Source organism: Sporosarcina koreensis, from assembly GCF_000826145.2.
Taxonomy (GTDB): domain Bacteria; phylum Bacillota; class Bacilli; order Bacillales_A; family Planococcaceae; genus Sporosarcina; species Sporosarcina trichiuri.
Genome location: NZ_LN651337.1, coordinates 607,322 through 624,990, shown reverse-complemented (window position 1 = coordinate 624,990; position 17,669 = coordinate 607,322). Strand labels below are relative to the sequence as shown.

Here is a 17,669-nt window from a genome sequence, read left to right as displayed (position 1 = left end):
TTATGCTACACTATTGTCACAACCAGCAGCAGGAAAGGTGTTCCGTCATGAAACAACTAACAGTGCAGGATATTGTGCAGAAATTTACGTTTGAACTGCTTTCCGGGCAAGATCATCTCACAAGGCCCTTGAAGAAGACAAAAGTCCGGCGCCCGGGATTGGAGTTCATGGACAACTTCGAATTCATTGCACGGGGGCATATCCAAATCCTCGGGAAGAATGAAGTCAACTATCTGCACACATTGACCGATGAAGAATGCAAATGCAGGATTGCCAATCTGGTGGAATATGATCCGCCATGCATCCTGATCACATCCGACCAGGAGCAGCCATACGGTCTGCATACATACTGTACGGAGAACGGGATACCTGTCTTGCGGACCCCGGATTCCATGGGGGTGGCGAGCGCCAAACTGGATGCGTTCGTCATCAGTTCGATGGCTGAAGAGATTGCGGTCCACGGGGTCATCGTCAATGTGTCGGGAATCGGGATTCTGCTGCGCGGGAAGTCGGGCGTCGGCAAGAGCGAAACGGCGCATACACTGATCGGGCGCGGCCACCGTCTGGTCGCTGACGATATCGTCGTACTCCGCAAACTGAGTCCGCAGACCCTGCTCGGCACCCATAACGAAACGAATAAGGAGTTCCTGGCGCTGCGGAGTATCGGCCTCCTGAATGTTGTGCGGCTGTACGGCCGTGCTGCGTTCCAGGAAGAGACGCGGATTGCGCTCGATATTGAACTGACGGAATGGAAGGACAACTCCCTGAACAACGAACTGGAACTCGATGAGAAATTCACGGAATACATGGGAGTGCCGGTCCCGTATATCCAAATCCAGCTGCAGCCCGGCCGCGATGTGGCGGGCCTGATTGAAGCGGCGGCGAACAACTGGTACCTCCAGCAGCAGGGGTACAGCGCCCTGGATGAGTTCATGGAGCGGCTGGAGCCGAAATTCACGGAAGACTGACTGGAATGTTTACTCTGTGTCCTGGCGGGAAAACTGTTGAAACAACGGGTAAAGGAGGATGCATCATGGAAGAGAAGAAACAACCGCACGAAACATTGACAGACAAGAACAATGAGTTATCCTCGGCTCAGGAAGTCGAGTATGCGAGTGATTTCAAGAAGGCGGATCGAGCAGCCGAACAGGAAGACAAGAAGAGCGAATAAAATAACCCGGCCGTTCCTGTACCATCAATACAGGAACGGCCGGGTTATTTCGTTGTGCCGAGAAGGTACAGCACTTCCTCGATGCGGATGAACATCCCCGCTTTGCCGTATTTGTCCAGATCCGTTACTGCAAAAATGACACCGATGACTTCCTTGTCCTGAAAAACCGGACTGCCGCTGTTCCCTCTGTAAACAGGTGCATCCAGCAGGATGACGGGGGTTGTCCGTCCGGCCCATCGTGTTTCTCCGATAAGTTCCCCTTCGTTGGCGATCCCATAGAAGTTCAGCGGATTTCCAATGAACCGGACGGCCTCGCCTGGGGAATAATCCGGTGATTTGGCCAATGGCAGGGGCGGGACATCCGGAGGATCTTTCATTTGCAAAACAGCCAGATCGTTGACATTGTCTTCTGCGATAATGTCAGCGGCATACCTGCCATTCTTATCGAACGAGACGGTGATCTGTTTCCGGTTTTGGACGACATGATGATTCGTGATGACTTTCCCATCGCCGGATACGACAAATCCGGTCCCTTTGCCGTCCTCGGTCAGGATGACTGCGACCGACTGCTTCCACTCTGCGATGTCCGGCTGTTTCGACAGGCGGGCGGATGTCTTCAGGAAGTCGATAGCCGGAAGGGAATAGATGTCGAACAGGAACGCGATGGGCTGGAACAGCAGGACGAGGGCCATAAGCCAAATGGCGGCACGGGGGATTTTCCGCCGTTTTGCCGGTGCGTGCCTTTCCGCCCGTTCTTCCTCCAGTGCTTCCTGCTGCGCCTGCAGGACCATAAGCCGGAATTCTTCCTCCTCGAGTTCCTCCGGGGTCAGAGGAACGTCGGTTACATCCGGCTGCTCTTCCCCTAGCTGACCAGGATGGTCCGGATGATCCGCACCGAAGTTGTCTTCAATTTCACAGTCCGGATGACCCGGCTGCGTTCCTTCCTCTTTCATCATACACTCTCCTTGCTGGCTGAACTTTTATATGGACGGTCATACGACAGCAGCATCCTCAAGCAGGCTGGAATACAGGACACGCAGATTTTTGCATACATGCTCTCTCCAAGCAAAGTGTATCACAAACCGTCCTGGAAAGTTTAGCCGCATAGCTGAACTATAGCTTTCTCGGAGTCAGAATAATTGGTATAATGGAAGTGATACTATGGAAAATTCAAAAGGGGATCATTCATGATGGAAGAGACCAACTTGCCGGACGTCACCAAGGAGCATCTGCCAGCACGCACGGAGCGGGATGTCCGCCTGCTGACAGAGCAGGTGAAAGAGCTGGAGGACGAAGTGAGGGAGCTGAAAAAAGACCTGCATGCGATCGACCTGTTCCAGAAGAAACCTGTCATTTCAACCGACGCACTCGCCATCAGCGGATTCTGGATCGTTGCCGCTCTTGTCGTCATTGGCATCTTCTACTGACAAAAAGCCCCTTCTCCTATGACGGAGAAAGGGCTTGTTTAGATTATTTCCGTTTTGCCCGCATGAGATCCAGTTCGGCGCTCAGGCCTTTCATCAATGAAAAGACCATGAGCAGTATGACGAACGAGAAGGGCAGGGCGGCGATGATGATCGTGTTCTGCAGAGCGGTCAGACCGTTGACCGACAGCAGGATGAGGGCGATCGCCGACTGGAGGACACCCCAGATCATCTTAATGCTGTTCGGCGGGGTCAGGGACCCGTACGAACTCTGCATGCCGAGGACGAACGTCGCCGAGTCCGCAGATGTGATGAAGAACGAACCGATCAGAACGATTGCTACGATGGAGATGAACACACCCCAAGGCATCGTGTTGAACAGTTCGAAGATGACGAGCTCCGTCGCCTGATCAGCCAAGTTTGCAACTCCGGCCTTCTGTGCTTCGATCGCTGTCGTGCCGAATGTCGTGAACCAGAACGTACAGAGGATGGTCGGAGCGATCATCACACCGACGATGAACTCACGGATCGTGCGGCCTTTCGACACACGGGCGATGAACATGCTAACGAACGGCGCCCAGGAGATCCACCAGGCCCAGTAGAAGATCGTCCAGTCATCGAGCCACTGACGGTTCTCTGTATTGAGCGGGGATGTGCCGAAACTCATTTTGATGAAGTTCGTCAAATATCCGCCCAGCGAATCGGAGTACATGTTGAAGATGAGCAAAGTCGGTCCGAGAATGACGACGAGCACGAGGAGCAACACTGCCAGCACCAGATTCAGGTTGGACAGATACTGGATCCCTTTGCTCAGTCCGCTCCAGGCAGAAGCGATGAATAGTACAGTGACGACCAGCACGATGTAGAACTGGGACTGTGTGCTGATGGAGACTCCGAAGAGGTAGTTCAGCCCTGCATTAATTTGTACAGCACCAAAGCCGAGAGTCGTCGCAACGCCGAAAGCGGTTGCAAAGACAGCAAGGACATCGACAAGAACCCCCCAGGGGCCGTTCATCTTGTCGCCGAAGATCGGCTTCAATGTTGAAGAAATTAACCCAGGCTCCCCTTTGCGAAATTGGAAGAATGCGAGTGCGAGTGCAACGAAACCGTACATTGCCCAGACATGGATGCCCCAGTGGAAGAACGACTCTCTCAATGCGTCTTTGAAGGCAGCCGGTGTGTTGATCTCCCCGGTTGCAGAGTAGACCGCATAGTGGGAAATCGGTTCAGCAGCACCATAGAAGACGAGTCCGATGCCCATTCCGGCGGAGAACAGCATGGCAATCCAGGAGACCGTGGAGAATTCCGGTTTATCGGTGTCTTTCCCAAGACGGATCTTGCCGTATGGGCTGAAGACCAGGAAAACACAAATCAGAACAAGTACAGATAAAAGCATGAGGTAATACCAGCCAAATCCAGAAGCGACAAAGTTTTTGATCATACCAGTTTGTTCAGCAAAGCTTTTCGGCGCGAGAACACCATAGCCTACTGCCAAGACGATCAGTCCGATCGTAATGTAAAACACGTTTGAAATTTTTCTCATGATTCCCCCTAAGATCTTCGTAGTATACAACGGTTATATACTATAACAATCCTTTTTAAAAATTGCAAAATAAAAAGAAGAAGGGCATGGCCCTTCTTCCGGATTATGCGAAGCGGTACGTACCTGCCTGCTTGAGGCAGCGGGGGAGTTACGAGAGCCGGTCATCCTGGTGGATATGTTCCGGTTCCCGGATGAGATAATACTTTCCTTTCGTCATCACGGCGATCACGATTGTCAGAACAGCCGCAAGCAATGCTGCGAAGAAAGCGGCCGTCGACTCGAGGAACACGCCCATATAGCCAAGTGCGGCCAGTGTACCGAGAAGACTCGCGATCAGCAGGGACGCGACACCGACAGGGTTCCATTTATACAGGTATTCCTGACGGGCGACATAGTAGTCCGGACCGATCTTCAGAAGCTTCTTGACGACGAGTGCATCCGTCACGAGGATCGCCGCCCAGGAAAGCAGGAACACACCCTGGAAGGTCATCATCGTATCCAGATGATCGACGATGTCGGCGAGCATGAGTAAAATAGCCGCAACTCCTGATACGACAACCCAAAAACGGCGTCCCGGCGTGAAGCGGATCACGTTCTCAAAGAAATTCGACAGCGACAGCGAACTGCTGTAAATGTTCGTGACATTGATGCGCAGCTGCGTCAGCATGGTGAAGAGCGCTCCGAAAATACCGAGCAGCAGGACGATATAGACACCTGGGTCCGGTTCCATGAAACGGACCCCGAACCAGATGCCGAGCCCGCCCATCATGCCGAAACAGAAAATCTGGGGGATGAAACCGATCATGAACGAGCCGAGTTTGATATCTTTCGGCTTCAGGAACCGGGCATAGTCCGATGCCAGCAGCGCAGTCAGCCCCATGATGCCGTTGTGCATCCCGATACACATCAACAGAGCTGTTCCGCCGATTGTCACGCCTTCAGGCATATAAGAGAATACAGACCCTGCATACGCCGGCTCCTTCATGAACGAAATGACGATAGCCGCCAGCAGGAACACGACGAATAATGGCATGGACCATTTTTGCAGCTTATCGAGCTGCTCGATTCCGAACCAATTCAAGGGGATGACGATTGATCCGAAAATGATGATGAAAATCCACTTTGGGAGGGATGGAAAAAAGTGGTGGACTGCAGAAACCAAAATCAGTCCTTCGAATGCGCAGTACATAATAAAATTGGATGCGTAGATCAATGATGTCAGGGAAGATCCTATATATCCAAAACCGCCGCCGCGCGACAGCAGATTGACGTTCATGCCTGATTTGGCGGACAGGAAAGCGATCACTGTTCCGAGAATCCCTGCCACGACGATGGCATACGCGGAAGAGATCATTGCATTGACTGCCCCGTAGGATAAGGCCATGACACTGCCCATCTGGAAATAGAAAATGGCGGTTGCAATTCCGAATGTGATGTTCGTGATGCTCAGCCAGCTCTTGTTCCGCTCGCTCCGCGGCACACGGTCAAGGGAATAATCACTTTCAAGTTCTTCCATTTCTTCGTTGTAATCGTTTGTCGTTTCGTCGATTGTCTTCATTCAATTCCTCCTCTATGTAGGTACATGCATCTCCTTCCTGCTGAGTCAGGTACTCGTACGCAAAGCATTTTCTTCAATAGCATACCAAAAAAGTTGCCTTTTTATCAAGAAAGTGATCTGTATACGTACTTTCGTTAACGGCTGGACAGGCAGATTAATTTGAAGACCAATAGTTAGGTGTTAAACTTGTCTTGTAGAAAAGGAGTGATCACAATGGGAAGATTAGAGGGTAAAGTAGCGATCATCACAGGCGGTGCCGGCGGCATCGGCAGCGGTATGGCGAAAGCTTATGTAAAAGAGGGTGCAGTCGTAGCGATTGTGGACCTGAATCCTGAAACCGGGAAAGCGATGGAGAAGGAGCTGCAGGCGGTTCAGCCGGACAGCATGTTCATCCAGGCGGATCTGACAGACCGTGCAAAATTGAAGGACATCATCAAGGAAGTGACTGACCGGTATGGCCGTCTCGATATCCTCATCAACAACGCGCACGCATCCCGTCAGGCTCTGATCGAGGATGTGAAACAGGAAGACCTGGACTTCTCGTTCAATACAGGATTCTATCCGACATTCTACCTGATGCAGGCAGCGCTGCCATTCTTGAAAAAATCAAAAGGAACGATCATCAACTTCTCATCTGGCGCAGGCATCAACGGAGATGTCATGCAGTCCACGTACGCGGCAGCGAAAGAAGCAATCCGCGCGATTACACGGGTTGCAGCTAACGAGTGGGGCCAATACGGTATCAACGTCAACCTCATCTCGCCGATTGCAAATTCGCCAGGTATCCAGCAGTGGAAAAAAGATCAGCCAGACGCATATGATAAGATGATCAATAACATTCCAATGCGCCGTCTTGGCGAATTGGAAGGAGACATCGGCCGTGTGGCGGTATTCCTCGGCAGTGAAGATGCTTCCTACATCACCGGTCAGACAATCATGGTCGACGGCGGAGCAACAAAATTACGGTAATGAAAAAACGGTCCCTCAGCTGAGGGGCCGTTTCATTTTTTCATGAGCAGATATAGGAAATACGGAGCGCCAATGAGAGCCACTGCCAAACCTGCAGGGATCGTGCCGGCATCCGTGATGTTGCGGCCGAGCGTGTCGGCGAACAGCAGCAGCCATCCGCCGAGGACGATGGAGAGCGGCAGATGCAGCTGGCTGCGCGGACCGACGAGCGCCTTGGCGATATGGGGCGCCATCAGTCCGATGAACGCAATTCCTCCTGTGACAGATACTGCGGAAGCGGCGAGCGCGACAGCCGTCAGCAGTAGGATGGTGCGTTCCTTTTGAACGGAGACGCCGATCCCGATAGCCACCGGCTCGCTGAGGGACAGCAGGTTTAGCCGGCTCGCTTTATAAAACGCAAATGGTACGAGTATGATCAGCCATGGAGCAAGCGCCAGGACGAACGTCCAGTCGGACCCCCATACATTGCCGGCGATCCACTTCGCTATGAAATCCACCTTCTGCTGTTCAGCGGACGACATTAGAACGATCATCGCACCAGACAGCGCCAATGAGAAGCCGACGCCGATCAGCACGAGACGGACCGGCTGCAGACCGGTCTTCCGGTCCCAGGCGAACAGATAGATGAGCACCGCTGTCAGAAGTGCGCCGGCGAACCCGACGACCGGCAACAGATAGACGAATTTCCCGGCTTCAACAGGGATGAACAGGAATAGCACGGCAATTGCCAAGCCGGCACCGGAATTGATGCCGATGATACCGGGATCCGCAAGATCATTCCGGGTGATGCCCTGCAGGAGGGAGCCGGAAAGGGCCAGCGCCGCCCCGGCGAGGAACGTGATGAAAACCCGGGGCAGACGGATGGAGAACAGGACAAAGTCCTCTTTGAATGTCCCGTCACCGAACAGGGCAGGCAGGATGCGCCCGGGCTCGATGGAAGCGGGTCCGATGGTCATAGCGGCGGCAGCGGTCGCTGCAGTCAGAATGAGGAACAGTGTCAGGTAGATGCGCTGCCGCCGTTTCAGCTGTGCAGATATCATGAGAAGGCCCTGCCTCCTTTCTTCACGATGATGAGGAAGAACGGCAGACCGATGACGGAGACTAGTGCCGCGGTCGAAATCTCATATGGTGCGTTCAGCGTCCTCCCCAATGTGTCCGCAAGCACCATGAACATACCGCCGATCAGTGCGGACATCGGCAGGATGAACCGGTAATCCGTGCCGACGACCGCCCGTGTGATATGGGGGATCATCAGGCCGACGAACGCCAGGTTTCCGACAAGTGCGACCGCCGCTCCTGCCAGAACCGTCAGCAGGATGAACAGCAGCACTTTGATGCGCAGCGTGTGCTGGCCGAGGCCGACTGCGACTTCCTCGCTCAGGCTCAGGAGGGTCAGCTGTTTCGACAGCAGCAGGCTGATGAGGATTCCGATCACGATGACCGGGACGATCAGCTGCAGCTGGTGCCAGGTCGTTCCGTTGACACCACCCGCGGTATACATGGAGATGTCCTTGGCAACACGGAAGAAAATGCCGATCCCCTGTCCGACAGCAAGGAAGAAGGCGGAAACCGCTGCGCCGGCCAGGACAAGCCTGAACGGTGAAAACCCGCCGCGTTGCACAGCGGCGATACCGAAAACGATTCCCGCTCCGCCGGCAGAGCCGATGAAACAGGCAGCCATGATGCCGATCGTCGACAGGGAAGGGAAGAAGGCATACGCGGCAGCCAGGGCCGCGTTCGCGCCCGCCGTGAGGCCGAGAAGCCCCGGATCCGCGAGCGGGTTCCGGGTCATTCCCTGCATGATTGCCCCGGAGACTGCAAGGGCCGATCCGACGAAAAGGGCGGCCAGTTCGCGCGGAATCCTGATTTCCCGCAGCAGCAGGTTGTTTTTCGTTGCGCCCCCGGTGACCGCCCCAAACAGATCGGATACCGAGACAGGTGCCGCACCGAGCATCACAGCGCCGAAGAAGACAGCGGCAAGAGCGGCTGCGGCCAACAATATTTTCACGCCAAATGAAGCGGTTTTGTTCATGATCTATGTACACTCCTATCAGCAGAAAGGGGATCCTTTCATAAGTTGAAAGAATCCCCATTGTACCAGGTTATTTCAAGAAGTTCTCTTTGAAGAATTCCAGCTGGTAATCGAGCGACAGCGGATCGTTGAAGTAGAACTCATCTGCATTCGCTACAAATACGTGCCCGTTTTTGGCGGCTTCCGTATTCTTGAAGGACTCCGTTTCCATGAAGGAATTATCAGCGGCGCCGTTCTTACTGAGGATGACGTAGTCGCCCATGTATTCAGGCAGGACTTCCGCCGACAGATCGAAATAGCCTTCTTTCTCAGTATCCGCTTTAACCTTTTCAGGCATCTTCAGCTTCATCTCCTGATAGAGGATCTCCGTTCCGCGGCCCCAGCTGTCGCCGAAGACATACAGCTGCTTTTCGAAATTCTCGATGACAGATACGGTCTTGTCCTCGCCGATCTTCGCTTTGACTTCTTCACCGGCTTTGTGTGCGCGATCTTTGAAGTCGGCGACCCAGTCTTTCGCTTCCTGTTCCTGGTTCAGCAGCTTGCCAATTTCTTCGAACTGTGCCAGGTAGTCGAGCTTGTTATACGTGTAAGTGACCGTCGGTGCGATTTCTTTCAGCCGATCGAGATTATTCGTCGTGGAGTATCCGATGATCAGGTCGGGTTCCAGTTCGAGGATCTTCTCCAGATCCTCATCTGTCACTTCCTGAGCGTCCTTCAGCGTGTCCTGGAAACGCGGATTGTCTTTCGACCAGGAGTCAACGCCGACAATCGGCACATCCAACGCCATTACGTGACCGGCGAACCCGGACAGGACGACGACCCGTTTCGGATCTGCCGGAACTTCCACAGGTCCGTTTTCGGATTCATAAGTGATCGTGCCGGTCTTATTCTCCTCGGATTTAACCGGTTCTTTCTCCTTCTTGCTGCTGTCATTGCTGCCTGACGAACAGGCGCCCAGGACGAGCACGAGCAGCAGGGTGAATACGAGTGTAAGTTTCTTCATGTCAACGTTCTCCTTTTAGCAGATCATAGGTGATGCACATAGGTTTACCGCTCCTAGGGTCCACACCGATCTCCGCATCGATTTTGAAAACTTCGCGCAGGACGGACGGTTCGATGACCTCGGCCGCCGGTCCCGCCTTTACGACTTTCCCATCTTTCATGGCGATCAGATAGTCGGCGAACCGTGCCGCCTGGTTCAAGTCGTGGAGCACCATGATGATGGTGCGGCCCTGCTCGGCGTTCAGGTTCTCCAGCAGTTCCAGCACTTCGAGCTGATGGGCCATATCCAGGTAGGTCGTCGGTTCATCCAGGAAGATGATCTCGGTCTCCTGGGCGAGCGCCATCGCAATCCAGACCCGCTGACGCTGACCGCCGGACAGGGCGTCCACTTGACGGTCCCGGAACTGGATCGTGTTGGTGACGGTCATCGCCCAGTTGATCATCTCGTAGTCGGCTTTCGTCAGACGGCCGAGACCTGACTGGTAGGGGAAGCGGCCGTAGGAAACGAGTTCTCCGACCGTCAGGCCGCTTGCGGCTTCCTGCGTCTGCGGCAGGATCGCCATCCTGCGGGCAAGGGCTTTCGTCTTTTCTCCTGCAATATCAGCACCATCGAGGAGCACTTTTCCGGAATGCCGGGGAATCAGACGGGTCATCCCTTTCAGGAAAGTGGACTTGCCGCAGCCGTTCGCACCAATAATCGCGGTGACCTGATTGTTAGGAATACCGACGGTCATATTGTCTACGATGATCTGATCTCCGTATGCGATCTGAAGTTGTTCAGTTGCCAGCCTCACCATATTGAACACTCCTATTCTGAATATCCACAAAAACATTGATAATGATTATCATTCGCGGTATAGTTATGACTATAAAGTCCGGAAGACGCATTGTCAAACAATTATTGAGGGGGATATAAATGTCACAATCATCAGTTACCGACGTTACGGTAATCGGCGGAGGGCCTGCCGGTCTCTATTCCGCATTCTACAGCGGGCTCCGCGGAATGACTGCGCGGATCATCGAATTCCAGCCGGAACTCGGCGGCAAGCTCCATGTCTATCCTGAGAAGATGATCTGGGATATCGGCGGCATTACCCCAGCACCGGCTGCAGATATCATCGCGCGTCTCGTTGAACAGGGGCTGACATTCGACCCTGAAGTGGTCCTCAATGAGAAGGTTGTCCAAATTGAGAAAGATGCAGACGGCTTGTTCACAGTGACCGGACATTCCGGTGAAACGCACAGAAGCCGGACGGTGATCCTTGCGATCGGCGGAGGGATCCTGAAACCCCAGAAGATCGAAATCAGCGGCGCTGAACGGTTTGAAGTGACGAACCTCCATTATACTGTTAAATCGCTGCAGCATTTCAAAGGTAAACGTGTTCTGATTTCAGGAGGCGGAAACGCGGCAATCGACTGGGCGAATGAGCTGGAGCCGATTGCAGAGCAAGTGATGCTCACCTATCGGAAATGTGATCTGAACGGCCATGAAGCACAGGTCGAGCAGCTGCTGCAAAGCAAAGTGGAATGCCACTTCAATACCCATATTACAAAACTGATCGCTTCGGATGATCATCATTCCGTTGAAAAGGTGGAGCTCAGTGATTGTACGGGAGGAGATGCCAAACTGCTGGAAGTGGATGAAATCGTCATCAATCATGGATATGAGATCGATACATCCCTGATTGGAGGAGGCGGAGTGCAGCTTGAACTGACAGCGGATCACCGGGTAGCCGGTACTGGAATGAGCGCAACATCAGTTCCGGGAATTTTTGCAGCAGGGGATGTCCTCTTCCATGAGAGCAAGGTGACATTGATTGCCGGAGCCTTCCAAGATGCAGCGAATGCTGTCAACAGTGCGAAGATGCACCTGGATCCTGAAGCGACACAATGGGGTATGGTGAGTTCCCATAACGAACTGTTCAAGGAACGCAACAAGGAACTGGTCAAGCAGCTGATCGGCTGAGTCCTTCCATAAGAGAAACGAACCGCCCTGCAGGAATTTGCCCCCTGCAGGGCGGTTCGTTTTCATGACCAGAAATGTGCAATGACCGCTAAAACGATGACGTGGAAAACCTGATCGGCCATGATCAGCAGCCATGCAGGCTTACCGCCTGCCGTCCCCATGACGTTCCGCGCCCACCAGGCAACGAACGTCCGGCGATCAAGGAATACGTGGCTGGCAAAGATGAAAGCCGCCGCAATCCAGGAAAATGACCCGCTGCCGATCAAGAAAGCACCGATTATGACGATGGTATACACAAGGCAGTGAGCCAGGAGCGGCAGCCATTCCGCTGCCTTCCGCTCTGCCATCCAGCGCGTCTGCAGCAAGTAATCACCAATCAGATGACCGACCAGAAGATATGAGAATAAAGTCACTTGTAGTTCCTCCGGATCGTAAAATAATCATTAAAAGATTACTTTGGATGTGTGTTCGTGTTGTTTTCATGATACTATTATTACAGATTGCTGGATTGCTGACAATAGGTTTAGAAAGGGCTTGACGAATGATCAACCAACATACGCGGGAAGTGAACCGCTCCAAGGGGGCCGCGAACTCCGATATCCTCTTAGCCACTATTTTTGAATACATGGGAAAAATGTCACTGGAAACCGACATTCATAAAATGCTCCTTCTGCTCGCCGATTTAGGCACCAAGCTGGTGCAGGCTGACCGCTGCACCGTATGGCTGCATAATCGTGATCGGCATACAGTGTGGACTGTCGCTGGCCATGGTGTAGAACGGATCTCCATACCGGACACAAGCGGGTTTGTCGGCCGAAGTATCCAGACAGGTGTGACATTGAACATCGGAGATGCCTACTTAGATGAGCACTTCAACAAAACCGTCGACCTGGAGACGGGTTACAGGACACGTTCCATACTCTGTATGCCGATCAGTAATCAGGAAGGGACCATCATCGGCGCTTTCCAGGCCATCAACAAAATCGGCATGCCCTCCTTTACGGCAAATGATGAAAAAATATTGACGTTCGCTGCCACCTATGCGGGGAAATCCCTGGAATCCTTCCTTCTTCAGGACGAACTCGCAGAAACTCAGAAGGAGATCATCGAGACACTTGGCGAGCTCGGTGAAAGCCGTTCCCAGGAAACGGGTAATCACGTGAAACGGGTCGCAGAATATTCCTATGCCCTGGCAAAACTGGCAGGATTACCGGAAGAGGAAGCGATGGAGCTGCGGTATGCCTCCCCGATGCATGATATCGGCAAAGTCGCCATTCCGGACGCCATCCTGCTCAAACCCGGGAAGTTGACAGATGCGGAGTATGAAACGATGAAGAAACACGCTGTCTACGGCTATGAGATTTTCCGGAAATCGGGGCGTCAGCTGCTGAAGACGGCTGCCATCATTGCACACCAGCATCATGAACGGTGGGACGGTCAGGGATATCCGTCCGGACTCAAGGAAGACGGAATCCATGTATATGGAAGGATCACGGCTGTCGCTGACGTGTTTGACGCACTGGGCAGTGACCGTGTGTATAAGAAAGCATGGCCTCTCGAAAAAATAACAGCATACTTCCTGGAGCAGCGTGACCGGCAGTTTGAAGGCAGACTCGTGGATCTGTTCCTGGACCATCTGGATGAGTTCCTCGCCATCCGGAACAAATATGCAGACAGAGGGTGACGGATGTTGGGGAAACAACTGGAACTGGAGCAATCACAAATCATCGAAAGGCCGATCGCTGAAGTCTGGGATCTCCTGGCGGATACAAATCGGCTGAACCGTTCCATCGGATTGTTCCCGGTCACGTTTTCACCATTCAGGACGGAGGCTCGCCGGCTTTTCAGGGAAGCACAGGGCAAGGCATACGGACTGCTCGATATCCAATGGAAGGAGCACGTCTTCGAATGGGTGAAGGGATCGTATTATTCAATCGAACGCAACTATACGAAAGGGCCGGTGGACAGGGTCATATGGAAAGTGGCGGTCGAGGAATTGACCAGCCTGGCAACCCGGGTGACGCTGTCGGGTTTGTTCGTCTATAAAAACGGAATTGGGAAGCTCGCTTTGAAGAAAGGGATCATTCCGCAGCTTCTGAAGACGTTCGAGTATGCCAGGGAGGCGGAGACGGATGGACATATACCATCTGGCAGAAAGTCTTCTCCTGCCAATGAAGTATTGCTGGCAGAAGCGAAGGACCATCTGTATGCATTAGGCATCCGGGAACCGCTTGTCGATTCCCTGATCAGCACAATCACGACAGCTGATGATAGTGAAGTGACCCATATGCAGCCGTACAGGTGGGCGGAGGAGCATGGGGTGGCCAAAGAGGAGGCTGTCGATCTGTTTCTTTTGGCGAGTGATGCCGGCATTCTCGATTACGAATGGAACCTCATGTGTCCGAACTGCCGTGTCTCCAAGATGCAGACAGCCCATCTTGCGGATGTGCATAATGCGGTCCATTGCGATCTCTGCGGGGTCGATTTCGACGTGGATTTCGACCGCTATATCGAAATGCGATTCAAAGTCAACGGAGCGTTGAGGGAGACCGTTTCCCAAGTGTTCTGCTTGAATGGTCCTGCCAACTCACCACAGACGGCGGCCCAGTTCAGGATAGGTCCAGGTACGACGAAAACGATCAGCTGGACGCCTGACAAAGTGGACCTGCAGCTGCGTGTGCTGAAACATAACTTTGTGGTTCCGTTCACACATCAGCATATAGGACCTTATGCGTCACTGCACATAAGTTCCGATGGTTTCCTGGAAACGACTGTTCCGCAAGCAGACGAGATAACGATCAGGAACAGCACCGATGAGGAAATGATCCTGGCTGTCGAGACACTTGAGTGGGATCCCTATGCGCTGACCGCTCGGGATGTCACAAGCATGCAGCTGTTCAGGGACCTGCTTCCGAAGGAGGTCCTCGCAGCCGGCATGCAGATCGGCGTCGGCAAACTGACGATCATGTTCACCGATCTGAAAGATTCCACACGTCTCTACGAACAGGCCGGAGATGCGGCCGCATACAGTGATGTCCAGCGGCATTTCACGGAACTGGGACAGATCATACGCAAACACCGGGGGACGATCGTCAAGACGATCGGCGACTCCGTCATGGCGGCATTCAGCAATCAGATACATGCACTGCAGGCAGCTCTTGACATACAGTCATCGGTGGACCGTCTGAACACGGCACTCCGCAATCCGGTGACCATCAAAATCGGACTTCACGAAGGTCCGGTCATTGCCGTCAATGCGAACGGCGTACTGGATTACTTCGGCCGCACTGTCAATATGGCAGCACGGGTCCAGCAGCAAAGCATCGGGGATGACATCGTCATGGATCGACAGTTCTATTCGGCCGTTGCACCCGGGCTCGGTCTGCACAAAGCAGAACCGTTTACCGCAGCCCTCCGCGGCATGTCCGGTGATACCGAGCTCATCCGGGTCACATGACTGCCTGAGGCTGGTCAGATATTATAAAGAAGCTGCATGGGCATAAATCCCGATGCAGCTTTTTCGATTTGAAAATCAAGATTCCCGGCTGCTTAGGTTGCTTCTGCAGGCCAATCAGTCAGTTTCCCGGCCGATAATGCCGAGTATATACGTCATCGTCCGTTCGTGGGCCTCCTCGGCAGTAATGTCCAGCCGCTTATTCAGGAAACTCATCATCATGCCCTGCCAGATAAGGATGGTTACCTCATTCAGTGAATCCCGCTTATCCGCCGCCAGGCTGCCTTCTTCCACAGCACGGACCAAAATCGGATTTCCGCGCTTTTCGACACTCGGTTCAAGCAGGCTGCTGCGTATCTCCTCAGGCACATCCACCAGATCGGAAGGGTAGAAGCCGTAATATTTCTCAAGCAGGTTGTCGGGATTGTCGCCGAGATCCCGGATGAATACCGTATAGAAGATTTCCGGGCTGCGGAACGAGTATTCGGAGAAGCACTGCCACGCGGCGCGGTATTGCGCCAGCGCACTGTCCGCCTGTTCGATCCGCCGCGCCACTTCCTCTGTATACTCCTTCATGAGCCGCATGGATGCGAAGAACAGCAAATGTGAGAACTCCTCGAAATAGTTGTAGATGGTCGCGCTGTTATACCCGGCACGGTCTGCGACTTTCCGGATCGTAATATGCTCTGTGCCTTCTTCCTTTATGATATCGGTCGCCGCCTCCACAAAGTACTTCCACATACGCCCTTTTTGAAGCTTTTTCTTATCCAATGAAGAACCCTCACTTTTTGAATCCGCTTAACAGCAGATCATTTGTATGTCCAGTATACAGGCGCGCCTGCCACTTGTCTTTGCAAATTTATTCTGATAGTATGAACAAGGTCATATTGTAATCATGATTATAAGTTAGATACATATAGTTGGCAATCCTTTGAAGACAGGATTTACTTTTTGCAGCTGAAAGGAGGAATGGAAGCGTTCTCAACTTGTAATTATGGACAAATCATAAGGAGGTCGTTTGATGCAGAAAGCTAAATTGGATCCATTCGTATTCTGGACATCCATGATTTTCATCCTGGTGGCCACCGTCATGCTCGTTGTTTTCCGGCACAGCGCGGAGCCGGTACTCGATGATGTGATGAGTTTCATCACATTCAAAATGGACTGGGCGTTTCAGTTCCTGACATTCGGCTTGTTCGTGTTCCTGATCTGGCTGGCGTTCAGCAAGTATGGAAAGATCAAACTCGGGGAAGGCAAGCCGGAGTTTTCGAGCTTCAGCTGGGGAACGATGCTGTTCACTGCAGGCATGGGGACCAGCATCATGTATTGGTCGATGATCGAACCGATCTCATACTTCGACGGACCGCCGTTCAGCATTGCTCCTGGCAGCGGGGAGGCGGCCGAATGGTCCCTGACATACGGACTGTTCCATTGGGGAATTTCCGCATGGTCCCTGTATGCATTCCCGACTGTCGTCATCGCATATTCCTATTTTGTAAAAAAACGGCCGTCCCTCAAGATCAGCACCGCACTGAGCGGAGCGCTTGGCAAGTATGCTGACGGGTGGGTGGCGAAACTGATCGATGTCCTTGTCATCTGGAGTCTGGTCGGAGGTCTCGGTACGTCACTGGGTCTCGGTGTGCCGATGGTTTCCGCAGTGGTCGGTTCCATTTTCGGTATCGAGCCATCTTTAGGAATGGATGCGGTCATCGTCACGCTTATCACGATCATCTACTCCTCAAGTGCCTATCTCGGACTGCATAAAGGGATCCGCCGTCTGAGTGATATCAACATCTACTTGGCGGTCGCTCTGGCGCTGTTCGTCTTTATCGCCGGACCGACGTCGTTCATCCTCACGTATTTCTCGAACAGCTTCGGCATGATGCTTCAGAATTTCACCTTCATGAGCTTCCATACGGACCCGATCGGCCAGGGAGGATTCCCCCAGGCATGGACGGTGTTCTACTGGGCCTGGTTCGCAGCGACGGCCATGTTCATGGGCCTGTTCGTCGCCCGGATCTCCAAAGGGCGCACGCTGCGTGAGCTGATCACCCATATGCTTTTGTGGGGTTCGATCGGCGGCTGGGTCTATTTCATGGTCTTCGGCGGCTACTCGATGAATCTTCAGCTGGAAGGCATCACGGATGTTGCGAAAACACTGGCGGAACAAGGCGGCCCGGCAGCGGTTGTCGACATACTGCGCTCGCTTCCACTGGACGTTCTGGTGCTGCCATTCTTCGTCATCGTCGGTGTCATCTTCCTGTCGACCTCGATGGACTCCGCCACGTATATACTGGCAGCTGTCGCGACGAAGGAACTGCAGCCGGGGCAGGACCCGGCGCGCTGGCACCGCATGGTCTGGGGGGCTGTCATGGCCGTCCTGTCGATGTCACTGCTCCTGGTCGGCGGTCTGCGGGTCATCCAGACGTCCGCAGTCGTCGTGGCCGTTCCGATCTACATCATCTATCTGCTGCTGCTCGTATCACTGATCCGCTGGCTGCGGGAGGATTACCCCGGCGGCAGAGCCAAATCTTGAATCTGGAGGACTAT

General features: G+C 53.3%; 17 protein-coding genes. 8 read left to right on the top strand and 9 right to left on the bottom strand.

What is annotated here, in order from left to right:
* Positions 1-47 precede the first annotated feature (47 nt).
* Complete coding sequence (gene hprK / locus BN1190_RS08790) at positions 48-968, top strand: HPr(Ser) kinase/phosphatase (protein ID WP_040286550.1); 921 nt, start codon at positions 48-50, stop codon at positions 966-968.
* Between the two features lie 65 nt (positions 969-1,033).
* Positions 1,034-1,171, top strand: coding sequence for a YfhE family protein (locus BN1190_RS08785; RefSeq protein WP_082023329.1), 138 nt, complete (start codon positions 1,034-1,036; stop codon positions 1,169-1,171).
* Between the two features lie 44 nt (positions 1,172-1,215).
* On the opposite strand, the gene BN1190_RS08780 is transcribed toward BN1190_RS08785, so the two are convergent.
* Positions 1,216-2,124, bottom strand: a complete 909-nt coding sequence (locus tag BN1190_RS08780; protein WP_052461772.1) for a S1 family peptidase — start codon at positions 2,122-2,124, stop codon at positions 1,216-1,218.
* 234 nt (positions 2,125-2,358) lie between these two features.
* On the opposite strand from BN1190_RS08780, the gene BN1190_RS08775 reads away from it, so the two are divergent.
* Positions 2,359-2,598, top strand: coding sequence for a hypothetical protein (locus tag BN1190_RS08775; RefSeq protein WP_040286549.1), 240 nt, complete (start codon positions 2,359-2,361; stop codon positions 2,596-2,598).
* A gap of 43 nt (positions 2,599-2,641) precedes the next feature.
* Here the strand turns inward: BN1190_RS08775 and BN1190_RS08770 are convergent, their stop codons facing one another.
* The gene (locus tag BN1190_RS08770; protein WP_040286548.1) at positions 2,642-4,138 is read right to left on the bottom strand and encodes a BCCT family transporter; all 1,497 of its coding nucleotides are present in this window, start codon (positions 4,136-4,138) and stop codon (positions 2,642-2,644) included.
* 148 nt (positions 4,139-4,286) lie between these two features.
* The gene (locus BN1190_RS08765; RefSeq protein WP_040286547.1) at positions 4,287-5,696 is read right to left on the bottom strand and encodes a purine-cytosine permease family protein; all 1,410 of its coding nucleotides are present in this window, start codon (positions 5,694-5,696) and stop codon (positions 4,287-4,289) included.
* A gap of 213 nt (positions 5,697-5,909) precedes the next feature.
* On the opposite strand from BN1190_RS08765, the gene BN1190_RS08760 reads away from it, so the two are divergent.
* Positions 5,910-6,665 carry an SDR family NAD(P)-dependent oxidoreductase gene (locus tag BN1190_RS08760; RefSeq protein WP_040286546.1) on the top strand — a complete coding sequence of 252 codons (756 nt, stop codon included), beginning with the start codon at positions 5,910-5,912 and terminating at the stop codon, positions 6,663-6,665.
* A gap of 32 nt (positions 6,666-6,697) precedes the next feature.
* On the opposite strand, the gene BN1190_RS08755 is transcribed toward BN1190_RS08760, so the two are convergent.
* The 4 genes from BN1190_RS08755 to BN1190_RS08740 all read right to left on the bottom strand — a co-directional run bounded on the left by BN1190_RS08755 (position 6,698) and on the right by BN1190_RS08740 (position 10,496).
* Positions 6,698-7,705: a FecCD family ABC transporter permease gene (locus BN1190_RS08755; RefSeq protein WP_040286545.1), complete on the bottom strand. Its 1,008-nt coding sequence runs from the start codon at positions 7,703-7,705 to the stop codon at positions 6,698-6,700.
* A complete protein-coding gene (locus BN1190_RS08750; RefSeq protein WP_040286544.1) occupies positions 7,702-8,697 on the bottom strand; it encodes a FecCD family ABC transporter permease in 996 nt (331 codons plus the stop codon). The genes BN1190_RS08755 and BN1190_RS08750 overlap by 4 nt, the downstream gene beginning before the upstream one ends.
* Before the next feature lie 70 nt (positions 8,698-8,767).
* Positions 8,768-9,700: an iron-hydroxamate ABC transporter substrate-binding protein gene (locus BN1190_RS08745; RefSeq protein WP_040286543.1), complete on the bottom strand. Its 933-nt coding sequence runs from the start codon at positions 9,698-9,700 to the stop codon at positions 8,768-8,770.
* A 1-nt stretch (position 9,701) separates the two neighbouring features.
* The gene (locus tag BN1190_RS08740; protein ID WP_040286542.1) at positions 9,702-10,496 is read right to left on the bottom strand and encodes an ABC transporter ATP-binding protein; all 795 of its coding nucleotides are present in this window, start codon (positions 10,494-10,496) and stop codon (positions 9,702-9,704) included.
* A gap of 119 nt (positions 10,497-10,615) precedes the next feature.
* Here BN1190_RS08740 and BN1190_RS08735 point away from each other — a divergent pair, with 119 nt between their 5' ends.
* Positions 10,616-11,665 carry an NAD(P)/FAD-dependent oxidoreductase gene (locus tag BN1190_RS08735; protein ID WP_040286541.1) on the top strand — a complete coding sequence of 350 codons (1,050 nt, stop codon included), beginning with the start codon at positions 10,616-10,618 and terminating at the stop codon, positions 11,663-11,665.
* Positions 11,666-11,727: 62 nt separating this feature from the next.
* Here BN1190_RS08735 and BN1190_RS08730 read toward each other — a convergent pair whose 3' ends face one another.
* Positions 11,728-12,078, bottom strand: a complete 351-nt coding sequence (locus BN1190_RS08730) for a DUF3307 domain-containing protein (RefSeq protein ID WP_040286540.1) — start codon at positions 12,076-12,078, stop codon at positions 11,728-11,730.
* Positions 12,079-12,206: 128 nt separating this feature from the next.
* On the opposite strand from BN1190_RS08730, the gene BN1190_RS08725 reads away from it, so the two are divergent.
* Positions 12,207-13,349: a GAF and HD-GYP domain-containing protein gene (locus tag BN1190_RS08725; protein WP_040286539.1), complete on the top strand. Its 1,143-nt coding sequence runs from the start codon at positions 12,207-12,209 to the stop codon at positions 13,347-13,349.
* A 6-nt stretch (positions 13,350-13,355) separates the two neighbouring features.
* A complete protein-coding gene (locus BN1190_RS08720) occupies positions 13,356-15,122 on the top strand; it encodes an adenylate/guanylate cyclase domain-containing protein (RefSeq protein ID WP_040286538.1) in 1,767 nt (588 codons plus the stop codon).
* Positions 15,123-15,236: 114 nt separating this feature from the next.
* On the opposite strand, the gene BN1190_RS08715 is transcribed toward BN1190_RS08720, so the two are convergent.
* A complete protein-coding gene (locus tag BN1190_RS08715; RefSeq protein WP_040286537.1) occupies positions 15,237-15,890 on the bottom strand; it encodes a TetR/AcrR family transcriptional regulator in 654 nt (217 codons plus the stop codon).
* 250 nt (positions 15,891-16,140) lie between these two features.
* Between BN1190_RS08715 and BN1190_RS08710 the strand changes: the two genes are divergently transcribed.
* Positions 16,141-17,655, top strand: a complete 1,515-nt coding sequence (locus BN1190_RS08710) for a BCCT family transporter (protein ID WP_040286536.1) — start codon at positions 16,141-16,143, stop codon at positions 17,653-17,655.
* The last annotated feature ends 14 nt before the right edge of the window (positions 17,656-17,669 follow it).